Source organism: Tardiphaga sp. 866_E4_N1_4 (genome assembly GCF_052076075.1).
Classification (GTDB): domain Bacteria; phylum Pseudomonadota; class Alphaproteobacteria; order Rhizobiales; family Xanthobacteraceae; genus Tardiphaga; species Tardiphaga robiniae.
Genome location: NZ_CP197242.1, coordinates 1,776,210 through 1,788,826 on the forward strand (window position 1 = coordinate 1,776,210; position 12,617 = coordinate 1,788,826).

The 12,617-nt window shown below is 61.9% G+C and carries 12 protein-coding genes; 7 read left to right on the plus strand and 5 right to left on the minus strand.

The features are described 5' to 3' along the window. Positions 1-163 precede the first annotated feature (163 nt). Both AB8B20_RS08965 and AB8B20_RS08970 read left to right on the plus strand, forming a co-directional pair. A complete protein-coding gene (locus tag AB8B20_RS08965) occupies positions 164-667 on the plus strand; it encodes an RrF2 family transcriptional regulator (protein ID WP_089264972.1) in 504 nt (167 codons plus the stop codon). 31 nt (positions 668-698) lie between these two features. Further along, on the plus strand, positions 699-1,163 hold the full coding sequence (locus tag AB8B20_RS08970) for a carboxymuconolactone decarboxylase family protein (protein ID WP_149531031.1): 465 nt from the start codon (positions 699-701) through the stop codon (positions 1,161-1,163). 127 nt (positions 1,164-1,290) lie between these two features. Here AB8B20_RS08970 and AB8B20_RS08975 read toward each other — a convergent pair whose 3' ends face one another. Further along, positions 1,291-2,265 carry a Bug family tripartite tricarboxylate transporter substrate binding protein gene (locus AB8B20_RS08975; protein ID WP_439072308.1) on the minus strand — a complete coding sequence of 325 codons (975 nt, stop codon included), beginning with the start codon at positions 2,263-2,265 and terminating at the stop codon, positions 1,291-1,293. A 294-nt stretch (positions 2,266-2,559) separates the two neighbouring features. On the opposite strand from AB8B20_RS08975, the gene phhA reads away from it, so the two are divergent. Beyond that, positions 2,560-3,447 (plus strand): phenylalanine 4-monooxygenase, encoded by an 888-nt coding sequence (gene phhA, locus AB8B20_RS08980; RefSeq protein ID WP_439072309.1) that lies wholly within the window; start codon positions 2,560-2,562, stop codon positions 3,445-3,447. On the opposite strand, the gene AB8B20_RS08985 is transcribed toward phhA, so the two are convergent. Continuing rightward, a complete protein-coding gene (locus tag AB8B20_RS08985) occupies positions 3,433-3,882 on the minus strand; it encodes a helix-turn-helix transcriptional regulator (protein WP_068736063.1) in 450 nt (149 codons plus the stop codon). The two genes, phhA and AB8B20_RS08985, sit on opposite strands and share 15 nt — an antisense overlap. 370 nt (positions 3,883-4,252) lie before the next feature. Between AB8B20_RS08985 and AB8B20_RS08990 the strand changes: the two genes are divergently transcribed. Continuing rightward, positions 4,253-5,629 (plus strand): outer membrane protein, encoded by a 1,377-nt coding sequence (locus AB8B20_RS08990; protein WP_439072311.1) that lies wholly within the window; start codon positions 4,253-4,255, stop codon positions 5,627-5,629. 51 nt (positions 5,630-5,680) lie between these two features. Here the strand turns inward: AB8B20_RS08990 and AB8B20_RS08995 are convergent, their stop codons facing one another. Continuing rightward, positions 5,681-7,189 (minus strand): glycosyltransferase family 39 protein, encoded by a 1,509-nt coding sequence (locus AB8B20_RS08995; protein ID WP_439072312.1) that lies wholly within the window; start codon positions 7,187-7,189, stop codon positions 5,681-5,683. 7 nt (positions 7,190-7,196) lie between these two features. After that, a complete protein-coding gene (locus AB8B20_RS09000) occupies positions 7,197-8,330 on the minus strand; it encodes a glycosyltransferase (protein WP_439072313.1) in 1,134 nt (377 codons plus the stop codon). A 457-nt stretch (positions 8,331-8,787) separates the two neighbouring features. Between AB8B20_RS09000 and AB8B20_RS09005 the strand changes: the two genes are divergently transcribed. Continuing rightward, positions 8,788-10,095: a M20/M25/M40 family metallo-hydrolase gene (locus tag AB8B20_RS09005; RefSeq protein WP_439072314.1), complete on the plus strand. Its 1,308-nt coding sequence runs from the start codon at positions 8,788-8,790 to the stop codon at positions 10,093-10,095. Between the two features lie 35 nt (positions 10,096-10,130). After that, entirely contained in the window at positions 10,131-10,934 is an 804-nt protein-coding gene (locus AB8B20_RS09010; protein ID WP_439072315.1) for a DUF72 domain-containing protein, read from the plus strand. 16 nt (positions 10,935-10,950) lie between these two features. Here the strand turns inward: AB8B20_RS09010 and AB8B20_RS09015 are convergent, their stop codons facing one another. After that, complete coding sequence (locus tag AB8B20_RS09015; protein ID WP_439072316.1) at positions 10,951-11,913, minus strand: Bug family tripartite tricarboxylate transporter substrate binding protein; 963 nt, start codon at positions 11,911-11,913, stop codon at positions 10,951-10,953. 144 nt (positions 11,914-12,057) lie between these two features. Here AB8B20_RS09015 and AB8B20_RS09020 point away from each other — a divergent pair, with 144 nt between their 5' ends. Continuing rightward, complete coding sequence (locus AB8B20_RS09020) at positions 12,058-12,522, plus strand: DUF488 domain-containing protein (protein ID WP_439064349.1); 465 nt, start codon at positions 12,058-12,060, stop codon at positions 12,520-12,522. Positions 12,523-12,617: the final 95 nt, after the last annotated feature.

Genomic DNA, 12,617 nt, shown 5'->3' on the forward strand with positions numbered 1-12,617 from the left:
ACCCGGCCCCCGGCTTCGGATCACAGTACCTAGGTCGGGTGATACCGGCATCGGGATTTAGATTCTGTTGCGCTGCCCACCTGCGGACCACCTCAGGACCGGACACTTGACGACATCCTTAATCACGGATAATAATTATCCACGATAGAGGTGAAATAGAGCCATGAAGATGAGCGACGGGGTTGAGCAGGCGATCCACAGCGTGGCGATGCTCGCAGGCCTGCAATCGAACGGCGTGTTGTCCGCCGGCGCCCTCGCCGAATTTCATGGCGTATCCACCAGCTATCTCCTGAAACACCTGCAGGCGCTTTCGGGCGCCGGCCTGCTCATCGCACAGCCTGGCCCGACCGGCGGCTATCGCCTTGCCCGAACGCCAGACCAGATCACCCTGCTCGATGTCGTCCTTGCCGTTGAGGGCGATGCGCCTGCCTTCCGCTGCAGCGAAATCCGCCAGCGCGGCCCCAATCCCCTGCCCGGCAAACCCACGGCGCCCTGCGGCATCAATGCCGCGATGTTGCGTGCCGAGCGCGTCTATCGCGATGAGCTGGCCAAGGTGAGCATCGCCGACGTGCTCGGCGATCTCCGCGCCAAGGACACAGACGGCGCCATTGCCGCCCGCGGCTGCGCCTTTCTGGAGCTCAACGAACGACGCCGTAACGCCAACTGAAACCTGAAACCGCACACCAAGGAGAAAGACCATGCAAGCCCGCCTCAACATCGCCAAGGCCGCCCCCGACGCCTACAAGGCCGTCGCCGCGCTCGATCAATATGTCGTCAAGGAAAGCGGCCTCGAGCCTGCGATCGTCCACCTCATCAAGCTCCGCTCGTCGATCATCAATGGCTGCGCCTTCTGCGTCGACATGCATGTGAAGGAATCCCGTCACGACGGCCTCAGCGAACAGTGGATCAACATGATGTCGGTCTGGCACGAATCGACGGTCTATACGCCGCGCGAGCGCGCTCTCCTCGGCTGGGTCGATGCAGTCACGCTGATCGCGCAGACTCGCGCACCCGATGCCGATTATGAGGCCCTGCGCGCGCATTTCTCGGAAGAGGAATGCCTCAAGATCACGGTGGCGATCGGCGCCATCAATGTCTGGAACCGTCTTGCCGTCGGCTTCCGCGTTCCGCATCCGATCGAGAAGCCGAAGGCTGCTGCCTGAACACAGGCTTCAGCAGATAATCGATAAGCGAAAGGCCGGGTTGAAAATTCAACCCGGCCTTTCTTGGTTCCGGCCTTTCTTGGTTTCAGCTTGGCCCGACCGATGTGTCAGGCAATATGGCTAGTAGTCAGAAAAGCTTCGCGCCAGACGCATCGACGACGCGTCCCCAGCGGGCGTAATCGTCCTTGATCGTCTTGGCGAAGGCCTGAGGCGTCGAGGTCGTGATGCTGAGGCCCTGCTTTTCGAGACGCTCGCGAACATCCGGCAGCGCGCCGATGCGCACCACTTCGGCGTTCAGGCGATCGACAATGGCATCGGGCGTCCCTGCAGGCACGACGAGGCCGAACCAGGAGTCGACGACAAAGTCAGCCACGCCTGCTTCCGCCGGCGTCGGCACATCGGGCAGCTGCGACGAGCGCTCGCGGCTGGTGATCACGAGACCCTTGACCTTGCCGTCGCGGATCTGCGGCGCCAGCACCGTCAGGGTGTCGAAGGACAGGTTCACCTGATTTCCGAGCAGTGCATTGACGGCGGGAGCGCTGCCCTTGAACGGCACATGCAGCAGATCCGTCTCGGTCAGGCTCTTGAACAGCTCGCCGCTCAGATGGCAGAGCGTGCCGGGTCCGCACGACGAATACGTGAATTTGCCGGGCTCGCGCTTCGCGGCAGCGACGAGCTCCTTCACGCTCGATACCGGCGTATCGGGGCTGGCCGCGAGCACGTAAGGCACCGACGTCAGCATGGCCACCGGCGTGAAGCTCTTGAAGGGGTCGTAAGAGATGGTCTTGTTGATATGCGGCAGGATCGTGAGCTGTCCAGCAGGCGCCAGCGACAGCGTGTAGCCATCCGGATCGGCCTTGGCGACCGCGTCGGCAGCAATAGCCGTACCGGCACCGGCCTTGTTCTCGACCACGACTGTCTGCTTCAGCGCCTCGCCGAGCTTGTCGGCATAGACCCGCGCCGTGATGTCAGCAGCGCCGCCCGGCGGGAATGGAACGATCAGCTTGATCGTCCGGCTCGGCCAGCTGTCAGCGAAAGCCCCTGTGGCGCCGGAAACCAGCAACACTGCCGCGAAAGCGCCTGAGAGGAAGCGAGAAGACATGACGGACCGCACGGTCGTATTCCTTATGATCGATGATGGGAGTGTTCTGCCCGTGGCTCCCGCGAGGTTTCGCCGAGATTTCGCAATCATTTCAGCGATATGGGAGCACGTTTGTTACCACTGAAAATGTCATCGAGACGGGTGTTCGACAAGGAAACGCCTTTGCAAATAAGATCTGGACGATGGTGGATTGCTATCGTCGGACGGGCGGATGCGAGAAGTTGCTTCTTTTGACGGAACTATTCGGCAGCGGAACCTTATGCTCTGATCGGACCGTCGGAGTCGGAGAGCGTCATGACCGAGCTGAACCAGTCGACCGAGAAGAGCCGCTACCTCAGCGCCCTGAAACGCCCTGACTTCACACTGGATCAGGACTGGGGCTCCTACTCCGCCGCCGAGCACGATCGCTGGGACCGCCTGTTCGCCCGCGCACAGACCATCCTTAAAGGCCGGGCTTGCAACGAATTCCTCGCTGCGCTGAACACGCTACAGCTGTCCGAATCCGGCATTCCTGATCTGGAGAAACTGAGTGCCCGTCTAACGCCGTTGACCGGTTGGCAGGTTGTGCCGGTCGCCGAACTGGTGCCCGATGAGATCTTCTTCGATCATCTTGCCAATCGCCGCTTCCCGGCCGGCGCCTTCATCCGCCCCGAACACGAAATGGACTATCTGCAGGAACCGGACATCTTCCACGACGTCTTCGGGCACGTTCCGCTATTGGCGAACCCGGTCTATGCCGACTTCATGGAGGCCTATGGAAAAGGCGGCCAGCGCGCGATGGCGCTCGGCCAGTTGAAGAACCTGGCGCGTCTGTACTGGTACACGGTGGAGTTCGGCCTGATGAAGAGCGCGGACGGATTGCGCATCTTCGGCGCCGGCATTCTGTCGTCAGCAACAGAGTCGGTCTTCGCCCTGGAAGACGCCTCGCCGAACCGGATCACGTTCGACCTCGAACGCGTGATGCGGACGAACTACATCATCGACGATTTCCAGCAGAGCTATTTCGTCATTGAGAGCTTTGAGAAACTGCTGCAGGACAGCTATCAGGATTTTGGCGCACTCTATACCCGCCTGGCCAAAGCAGACGACATCGCGGCCGACGACGTGACCCCTGAGGATCACGTCATCAGCTGCGGGACGCTGGACTATTTCAAGCGCAAGCGCGCGTCAGCCATTCATTGACTGGATGCGGAATTTAGCCGGCGACGCGCCGAAGCGACGACGGAAGCTGCGGTGGAAATAGGATAGTTCGTTGAAGCCGCAGGCGGCCGCGACTTCACTGATCTTCAGGCTGCACTGCCGATCGCCGGTCAGCATGCTGCGGGCCTTTTCAAGCCTCAGCTCCATGATCCGATCGGTGATGCTGAGGCCGGAACCCTGCAGCAAATCCTGAACGTAGCGGACGGACAGGCCGAGCTTCTCGGCGACCACCCGGGTCGAGAACTGCTGGTCGGCAAAGCTCTCATTGATCTGGTTGATCACGCTGGCGATCCGCGCTCCGCGCAGGCCGCCGACCTCGGTGAGGTTCACGGGGTCCGGCTTTTCGATGCTGTGCACCTTGGCACGGTCGGATCCAAAGTCGGAGTGGCTGCTGAATGCGAGATTTGTGTTTTCCATGTTCCCAATCACCGCCCATTTCAATGTGTGCGGAGATAGGTCGTCCGGACCCCTGACTTTGGTTCAACGCCGACGACGATAATTTATCGTCTTTCGAAACCATAGCGGCGCACTGCGCCCCGATGGTGACCCATAAGTCGTTGGCCGGTGGTCGTCGTGTGGTCCCAAGATCGCGTTCCCCAGTAGTACTTCCAGGTGAGACCGAGCGGCGACAGCCGCTCACAATGCGACGCCAAGAGCGCGATCCAGCACAAGTCACGCGCTTACGACCACGACGAGAGCGGTATTTTTATACATGGTCGCTGCCGAAATGACGCGCGAAGCAGCTCCGATTCCTCGAGGGCTGCCAGCGCACCTGCAAGGAAACGACATGAAAAAGCTTCTCCTCGGCACCATCGGCATCCTCAGCCTCGGCAATGCCGCCATCGCCGCAGACGTGCCGGCCCGCGCCTATACCAAGGCCTCCGCCAGCGATCCCGCCTATAACTGGACCGGCTTTTATGCCGGCGTTCATGCCGGTTACGGTCTCGGCGGGACCGAATGGCAGATCCTGAATATCCGGACCGACGGCGCGCTGGGCGGCATTCAGGCCGGCTACAATCAACAGATCGGCAATCTGCTGCTCGGCATCGAGGCCGACATCAGCTTTAGCGGCATCAAGGGCAATCGCACGGTGAGCATTCTGAACCAGGCCACCCTGTCCCAGACGTCGCAAATCAACTGGCTGTCGACCGTGACCGGACGCGTTGGCTTCGCCAATGGCCGCTGGCTCACTTACGCCAAGGGCGGCTTCGCCTGGGCCAATGAAGATCACGGCTACGACGTTCAGGTTTCGGTGCCGGGGCCGGACCGGCTTACACTGTCTGGCAGCGAGACACGGCGGGGTTGGATCGTCGGCGCCGGCATGGAATATGCGCTTGCCAACAACTGGTCGCTGCGCGGCGAGTATAATTTCATCGGCTTCCCCGACCACGAGTTCGATTTCAGCGGCACGCGGGCCTCCACCGGGCCGATCGCCTCCACGGCTTCGACCAAGCAGACGCTGCATCTCATCAAGCTCGGCGCGAATTACCAGTTCGGCGCTCCCGATGCCGCCAAACCGATCCCGCCGCTGCAATACGCACAGTCAGGATTCAATTGGACCGGGCTCTATCTCGGTGCGCAGGCAGGCTACGGATCGGGACACGGCGACTGGCGCGACTACGCGCCCGATGGGAAGTTCTCGATGACCGGAGGCTTTGGCGGCGGCCAGATCGGCGCCAATGTGCAGCTCGGGGTGATCGTCATGGGTGTTGAAGGTGAACTGGTCGGCGGCAATATCGGCGGCGGTACTCGCACCAATTTTGATAACAATCTCGATATGCGCTCGCGCACCGAATGGCTCGCAATGGCCACCGCACGTATCGGCATGGTGACCAACGAGCGCTGGCTGACCTATCTCAAGGGCGGCGTCGCCCTCGCCGGGGATCATCACGCCATATCACTGTCGTCGGGTCCACAATACGCAAATCTCGACGGATCCCGCCTTCACACCGGTTACGTGGTCGGTGCCGGCGTGGAATACGCCTTCGCACCAAACTGGTCCGTCAAGGCGGAGTACAACTACATCGGCTTTGGCCATGACAATGCGAGCCTCGAAGGCGTGATCAATGCCCCTCCGATGGTCGGCCCTTATTATCTGAATGCTGATATTGCCCAGACCATGCAGCTCGGCAACATCGGCGTGAACTATCACTTTGCGCCATAAACGCGACAGCCGACCACCATCGCGCTATCAAGCGCATGGTGGTCGCGCCTCCTAGCGCGGTAACATCTCGGGTGGCGGCGAACGGTCCAGTACATCGCCTTTCGCGCCTTCCAGCAGATTCAGCTCGACATTCTCCACGACCAGCGGGCCACGTTTGCGTTTGAGCTCAGCCACTTTCTCGATATTCGCAAAAGCCGCCCGCCATTCCGGATTGGCCGCAGCATTTTGCTCACCCACCAGCAAAAGCTTGCCGGACAGCTGCTCTGCACTCGGCTCCGGCATATTCACCCAGCGAATCCGCTGGGTGCGCTGGAAGACACAGGTCCCCTTCGGCAGATAGAAGGTTAGCCATCCCGTGGTGCCGTAATCGGGCGCCACCACGCATGTGGCCCCGACACGGGCGCGAACCGCCTCGACCTCGGCCGCCAGTTCAACGAAACCCACGCCGATGCTGCGTACTGTCGCGTCACGCTTATAGCCGGATAGCAGACCCGTATTGGCCTGCACCACCAGTGCCGTGAACATGACGACGCCGGTCGGCCCCGCCCAGCGCAGGCAAAAATCCACCGTGCGCTGCTCGCGCGGCTTCCATTGCACGATGGTTGCCGCGACGGCAGCAATGATGGCCAGCGTCGGATAGACTGGCGCGAACCAGTTGGCTTCGACGCGGCTGTGCAGCGCATGCCAGCCGAAATACAGCACGATGACCCAAAACATCGCATTCAGCAGCGCCCGCGCCGGCCACGCTCCGGGCCTACGGACCGCCAGGGCATAGAGACCCATCACGCCGAGAATGAATACCAGCGGTGTCGCGAAGGCGAATTGCGTCGGAATCAGTTCAGCGATAAAGGCCGGATTGAAGTGATCGATCCGGGCGCGTCCGAGCTGCTTGATAAAGGACACCCAGCCATGTTCGGCATTCCAGAACAGCACCGGCGAGAACACCGCGAGCGCTACCAGACCGCCGAGATAGGGCCATGGCGAGATCAGCCAGCGCCGCATCTTCGGTACGGCAATGAGCCAGATCAGGATCGCCGGCCCGAAAAACAGCGCGGTATATTTCGATAGTAGCGCTACGCCGACAGCCAAGCCCACCGCGAGCCACCACGCGCCCTGCCCGGTGGCCAGCACCTGGGCCAGTGCCAACAACACGAAACTCGAGGCGACCAGCACCGGCGCGTCCGGCGTGACGATCATCAACCCGACCGACGTGATCATCGTCGCGTTGAGCAGGATCACCGCCGTTGACGCGGTCCGTCGACCGCCGAACAGCAGTTCGGCCGTGCGATACACCGCCCAGCTCATCGGCAGTGCCAGCAGCACCGAGACAAGCCTGACACCTAAGGCGGTATCGCCCGCGATCATCGTGCCGAGCCGGATCACGACTGCGACCATCGGCGGGTGGTCGTAATAGCCACCAGCCAGATGTTTCGACCACATCCAGTAATAGGCTTCATCGAAGGTCAGCGGCGTCCATGCGGCCGCCGCCAGCCGCAGTAGCACCAGACCGACGACCACGGCCGCGGTGCCGCGAACCAGCCGCAGTTCCTGCGTGGTCATCCAGCGATCACCGTTTCCGCCACACGAAGAGGCCCGACATCGCGTAGTTCCAGACCACGCCCATCAGCGCGCCGGAAGCACCCGCCAGCCACCAGATCGGCTCCTGGTCGAAGACCGACCAAGCCACGCCGACATTGGCGAGCAGACCCACGCTGCAGACCACGTAGAAGATCGCCAGACCACGCAGGATGCCGAAACCTTTCAAACGCTGGTCGCGATAGGTCAGGAAATTGTTGAGCAGGAAATTGCTGGTCATGGCGCAAAGCGCCGCGATCGCCTGCGCCTCGGCGAACGGTGGATCGAACACTTCCAGCGTGACGAATAGCACGGCGAAATGCACGAACAGGCCGATCGAGCCGACCAGTGCGAACAGCAGGAAGCGCAGCGACACGGTATCGTTGGTCAGCTTCGCCAGCACGAGGCCCAGAAAATCCAGCGCCACCATGGAGTCGAGCTTGCTCTCGCCATGCAGGCGTGAGCCGAAGGTGTAGGGCACTTCGACGACGCGCAGGTCACCCCCGGCTGTCGCCACGACATCGAGCAGAATTTTGAAGCCCTGAGTGGACAGTCTCGGTGCCAGTTGTTCGAAGCGATCGCGGCGGATCATGAAGAAGCCGCTCATCGGATCGGCGATCTCAACCTTCAGCACCCGCTGCGCCACAGCGGTCGCGAATTTGCTGGCGCCAAGTCGCTGCTGGTTGAAACTGTCGGCACTGCCGCCCTCGATATAGCGGCTGCCGATCACCAGTTCGGCGGCGCCGCTTTCGATCAGACCGAGCATCTTGCCGAGCTGGGTCTCATCGTGCTGCAAGTCTCCGTCGATCACCGCTGCGCAGGGCGCGCTGGAGGCCAGCATGCCCTCGATGCAGGCGCCGGACAGGCCGCGCCGGCCGATGCGCCGGATACAGCGCACGCGCGAGTCGGCGCGCGCCAGTTCGCGTACCGCGTCGGCGGTGCCGTCCGGCGAATTGTCGTCGACGAAAATGACTTCCCAGGAAATGCCGACCAGCGCCGCGTCCAGCCGCTGCACCAGGGTGGCGACATTGCCGCGTTCGTTGAAAGTGGGGACGACGACGGACAGCTGCAGCGGCGCGCCCGCCTGCAATATCTGTCCGGGCCCCGGTCTGATGGCTTCGTTCATGGCGCCAGCATATATCTGCCGCGCCGGACCATGCCAAGGCGGACAGGGAACGGCGAGGCCTTAACTGGTGCCGGAACAAGCCATCAGAGGGGGAATGGCCAAAAGTGGCCCAAAAATGCCAACGACCCCGAACAACAGGCGCACGTACATCCGGCGCACCGAGCTATTCAAGGTCGTTCCAGCGCCGGAGCTATGAAGCATCATCGTCGCCGTTGGAAACAAAATAGGGACGCTGGAGACATTCCGCAAGGGGTGTCCCGGGACTGCGTTCAACGCCACATTCCGGCCGTAAACACCGCACCCTGGCACCATTCTGTTGCTGGCGAGCTATAGCCAGTCCTGCGGGTGCCCGCTACCTTGCCCCAGTCAACAGCGGCGCGTTCGCGCGGTTTTCTCGAGGCGGAAGCCCCGCCTGAACCGCGACCACAATCGTCTCCGCGTGATAATCGGAGATGCCATGCGACGCTCGCTCGGACCATGCCTATTCGCTGCATCGCTGACGCTGGCATCCTTCGGCACCAGCCATGTCGTCGCGCAGACAATTGATACCGTCACGACGACGCTGCTGTCCGATTCGCGCGTCACGGCTGCGCTCGATGCCATCAAGGCCGACGATGCCCGCACCCTGAAAGAGCAGATCCGGATCACCGAAATTCCCGCGCCTCCGTTCAAGGAGAACCTGCGCGGCAACTACATTCTGTCACGGTTTCAGGAACTGGGCTTCAAGGACGCCGTGATCGACGCCGAGGGCAATGTGACCGCCCGGCGCAAGGGCACCGCCGGAACGCCGAAGCTGGTCATCTCCGCACATCAGGACACTGTCTTTCCCGAGGGGACCGACGTCACGGTGAAGGAAAAGGACGGCGTCTATCTGGCGCCGGGGATCGGTGACGATGCCCGTGGGCTCGCGGCCTTGCTGTCTTTGATGCAGACCCTCAACACCCAGCAGATCGCGACGGTCGGGGACGTCATGTTCGTCGCCAGCGTCGGCGAAGAAGAGCTGGGCAATCTGCGCGGCGTCAAAGCCCTGTTTCGCGACAACAAGGACATCGACGGCTTCATCTCGATCGACGGACTCGGCGTCACGCGGATCGTCAACCAGGGAACGGGAAGCCACCGCTACGAGATGATCTTCAAGGGTCCGGGCGGTCACAGTTTTCAGGAATTCGGCCTGCCGAGCGCGACCCACGCGCTGGGTCGCGCGGTCGCGAAAATCTCGGAGCTGCAGACACCCGCAGATCCGAAAACCACCTTCACGGTCGGAACGGTAAGTGGCGGCACATCCGTCAACGCCATCGCAGCGGAAGCCCGCATGACGATCGACATGCGATCGAATTCGACCGAAGAACTGTTGAAACTCGAAGCGAGGCTTCTCGATCAGGTGAAGGACGCGGTTGGTGAAGAAAACAAACGCTGGGGATCGGACAAGATCACTGTCGAGATCAAACTGATTGGCGACCGTCCGGCGGGCGTTGTCGCGGAAGACTCTCCCCTCGTGCAGGCGACCGCGCGTGCCGTGACCGCGCTGACCCGCGCGCCCCATGTCACCTTTGCCGGCTCCAGCACGGACTCCAATCTCGCGATGTCGCTCGGCATCCCCGCGGTGACCATCGGCGGCGGCGGCCAGGGCGGCAACTGGCATTCGCGCAATGAATGGTACAAGCCCGTCGACGCTTATATCGGGCCGCAAAATGCACTGCTGACGATGCTGGTGCTGACCGGCGTGGAGGGCGTAACCAAGCCGGTGCTGCCGGCGCGGCACTGAGTAACACGGCGAATACTGAAAGGATCGGCCTCACAATGATTGCGAAATCCGGACAAATCCGTATCGGCATCGGCGGTTGGACTTTCGCGCCGTGGCGCGGGGTGTTCTATCCGGAGAAACTCACGCAAGCGAAGGAGCTCAGCTATGCCGCGTCCAAGCTGACCTCCATCGAGATCAACGGGACCTTCTACGGCTCGCAGAAGCCGGAGAGCTTTCGCAAATGGGCGCACGAGGTGCCGGAGGATTTCGTGTTCTCGCTCAAGGGCCCCCGCTTCGCAACCAATCGCCGGGTGCTCGCCGAAGCCGGCGAGAGCGTGAACCGGTTCTACGATTCCGGCGTGCTCGAACTCGGTGACAAGCTCGGACCCGTTCTGTGGCAATTCGCGCCGACCAAGAAATTCGACGAAGCCGATTTCGGGAAGTTTCTCGAATTGCTGCCGACCGAGCTCGGTGGGCGCAAGCTGCGCCATGTGGTCGAGGTCCGCCACGACAGTTTCTGCGTGCCGGCCTTCATTGCGCTGCTACGGCAGTTCAAGATCCCCGTAGTTTTCTCCGAACACGCCACCTACCCGGCCATAGCCGATGTCACCGGCGATTTCGTCTATCTGCGTTTGCAGAAGGGCGAGGACAGCATCAAGACCGCTTATCCACCAAAGGCACTGGATGCCTGGGCCAAACGCTTCGAGACCTGGGCCGGCGGCGGCGAGCCGACCGACCTGCCGCGCGTCGATGATGCCAAGATCAAGAAACAGCCACGCGACGTGTTCGCCTATGTCATCCACGAGGCCAAGGTACGCGCACCGCACGGTGCCATGGCGTTGATCGAGCGGGTGACGTAGCGCCCGCCAGCATTACTCAATCGAGCTTGATGCCAGCCTCGCGGATCAGTTTTGTCCAGGTGGCGTGTTCTGATGCGATGAAGCCGTCGAGCTTGTCGTCCGGCATATCCCAGGGCTCGCCGCCGCTCTTCTCGAAGCGCTCCTTCAGATCGGGCAACACCGCCCGAATATCCTGACGGAGTTTTGCGATCACCGCCGGCGGCGTTTTGGCCGGCACGAAGATGCCAAGCCATGAATCGACATCGAGGCCGGGCACGCCCGCATCCGCCATGGTCGGAACGTCAGGCGCCAGCGGGCTCCGCTTCGACGACAGCACCGCGATACCCCGCACCTGCCCCGTCTGCACATAAGGCAGCCCGGCGGCGATCGAGTCGAAGAACAGGTCGATGCGGCCTGCCAGCAGATCGGCGAAGGCCGGCGGAGATCCTCTGTAAGGCACCTCCTGCAGCTTGACGCCGGCGGACCTCATGAAGGCAGCGGCCACCAATTGCTGTCCGGTCCCGACACCCGCGGTCGCCACGGTGATCGACCCCGGCTTGTCCAATGCAGCAGCAACGATCTCCTTCGGCGTCTGCTGCGGCAGATCCTTGCGGCCGACCATGATGTAGCCAAACTTGTAGACCAGCGCGACCGGCACGAAATCCTTCAGCGGGTCATAGGCAAGCTTGGCGTAAAGCGCGGAGTTGAAGGCCATGTTGGAAAGGCCGCCGACCATCAGCGTATAGCCGTCGGCCTCGCTCTGGGCCGCAGCCTGCGTGCCCACGACGGTGCCCGCTCCTGGCTTGTTCTCGACAAAGAACGCCTGCCCCGTTCGCTTCGCCAGCGCATCGGCGAGATGCCGCCCGACCAGATCGTAGCTGCCGCCGGGCGCGATCGGCACGATAATTCTGACCGGACGATCCGGATATGCGCCTTGCGCCAGAGATGTGGACTGAAACGACACAAGCGCGAGCGCGATTACGCCTAACGCACCAACCATGCGAGCCATCATTCCCCCGGTGATATCGGCCATTGAACTGGCGGAGTTTGTTGAGTTGACTATGTGCCATGTTGCAAATGGGAGCAACGCCTCGCGGCTGGCCGCGACATTGTGCCAATCATCTGTCGATCACGGGGTGCTCACATGGCCCGCAAGATACCTCGCCTCTTCACCGTCGGTTACGAGCAGACGCCAGCGAAAGCCGTGCTCGATGAACTGCAAAATGCCGGCGTCAAGCTGCTGGTCGATGTGCGTGCCGTCGCCGCATCGCGGCGACCGGGCTTCTCCAAGAATCAGCTCGCTGCCGGCCTCGACGAGCGCGGCATCGGCTACATCCATCTACGCGGACTGGGCACGCCCAAGGACGGCCGCGAAGCCGCACGTAGCGGCAAGCTCGCAGCGCTCGAGAAGATCTATATGGCTCATCTCAAGACACCGCAGGCACGCGAGGCGATGGATGAGCTGGCGGCGCTGGTGACGAAGTCCGGACCGGTCTGCATCCTCTGCTACGAGCGCGACCACGAGCACTGTCATCGGCGCTGGATCGCCGAGATCATCGAGGAGCGCGAAGGTGCCAAGGTCCAGAACCTGCTGCCGTCGCAGCTTTGAAGCCGCGCGACGATCTCACAGCAGTTTTTTCAGATTATTACTTATCCACACTGGACGTAGGCTTATCCCCAAGATAATCTACCTTAAGTTGTATT

Coding starts and splice junctions, on each gene's coding strand:
- AB8B20_RS08965 (WP_089264972.1), top strand. CDS start 164: ATGAAGATGAGCGACGGGGTTGAGCAGGCGATCCACAGCGTGGCGATG.
- AB8B20_RS08970 (WP_149531031.1), top strand. CDS start 699: ATGCAAGCCCGCCTCAACATCGCCAAGGCCGCCCCCGACGCCTACAAG.
- AB8B20_RS08975 (WP_439072308.1), bottom strand. CDS start 2,265: ATGTCTTCTCGCTTCCTCTCAGGCGCTTTCGCGGCAGTGTTGCTGGTT.
- phhA (WP_439072309.1), top strand. CDS start 2,560: ATGACCGAGCTGAACCAGTCGACCGAGAAGAGCCGCTACCTCAGCGCC.
- AB8B20_RS08985 (WP_068736063.1), bottom strand. CDS start 3,882: ATGGAAAACACAAATCTCGCATTCAGCAGCCACTCCGACTTTGGATCC.
- AB8B20_RS08990 (WP_439072311.1), top strand. CDS start 4,253: ATGAAAAAGCTTCTCCTCGGCACCATCGGCATCCTCAGCCTCGGCAAT.
- AB8B20_RS08995 (WP_439072312.1), bottom strand. CDS start 7,189: ATGACCACGCAGGAACTGCGGCTGGTTCGCGGCACCGCGGCCGTGGTC.
- AB8B20_RS09000 (WP_439072313.1), bottom strand. CDS start 8,330: ATGAACGAAGCCATCAGACCGGGGCCCGGACAGATATTGCAGGCGGGC.
- AB8B20_RS09005 (WP_439072314.1), top strand. CDS start 8,788: ATGCGACGCTCGCTCGGACCATGCCTATTCGCTGCATCGCTGACGCTG.
- AB8B20_RS09010 (WP_439072315.1), top strand. CDS start 10,131: ATGATTGCGAAATCCGGACAAATCCGTATCGGCATCGGCGGTTGGACT.
- AB8B20_RS09015 (WP_439072316.1), bottom strand. CDS start 11,913: ATGGTTGGTGCGTTAGGCGTAATCGCGCTCGCGCTTGTGTCGTTTCAG.
- AB8B20_RS09020 (WP_439064349.1), top strand. CDS start 12,058: ATGGCCCGCAAGATACCTCGCCTCTTCACCGTCGGTTACGAGCAGACG.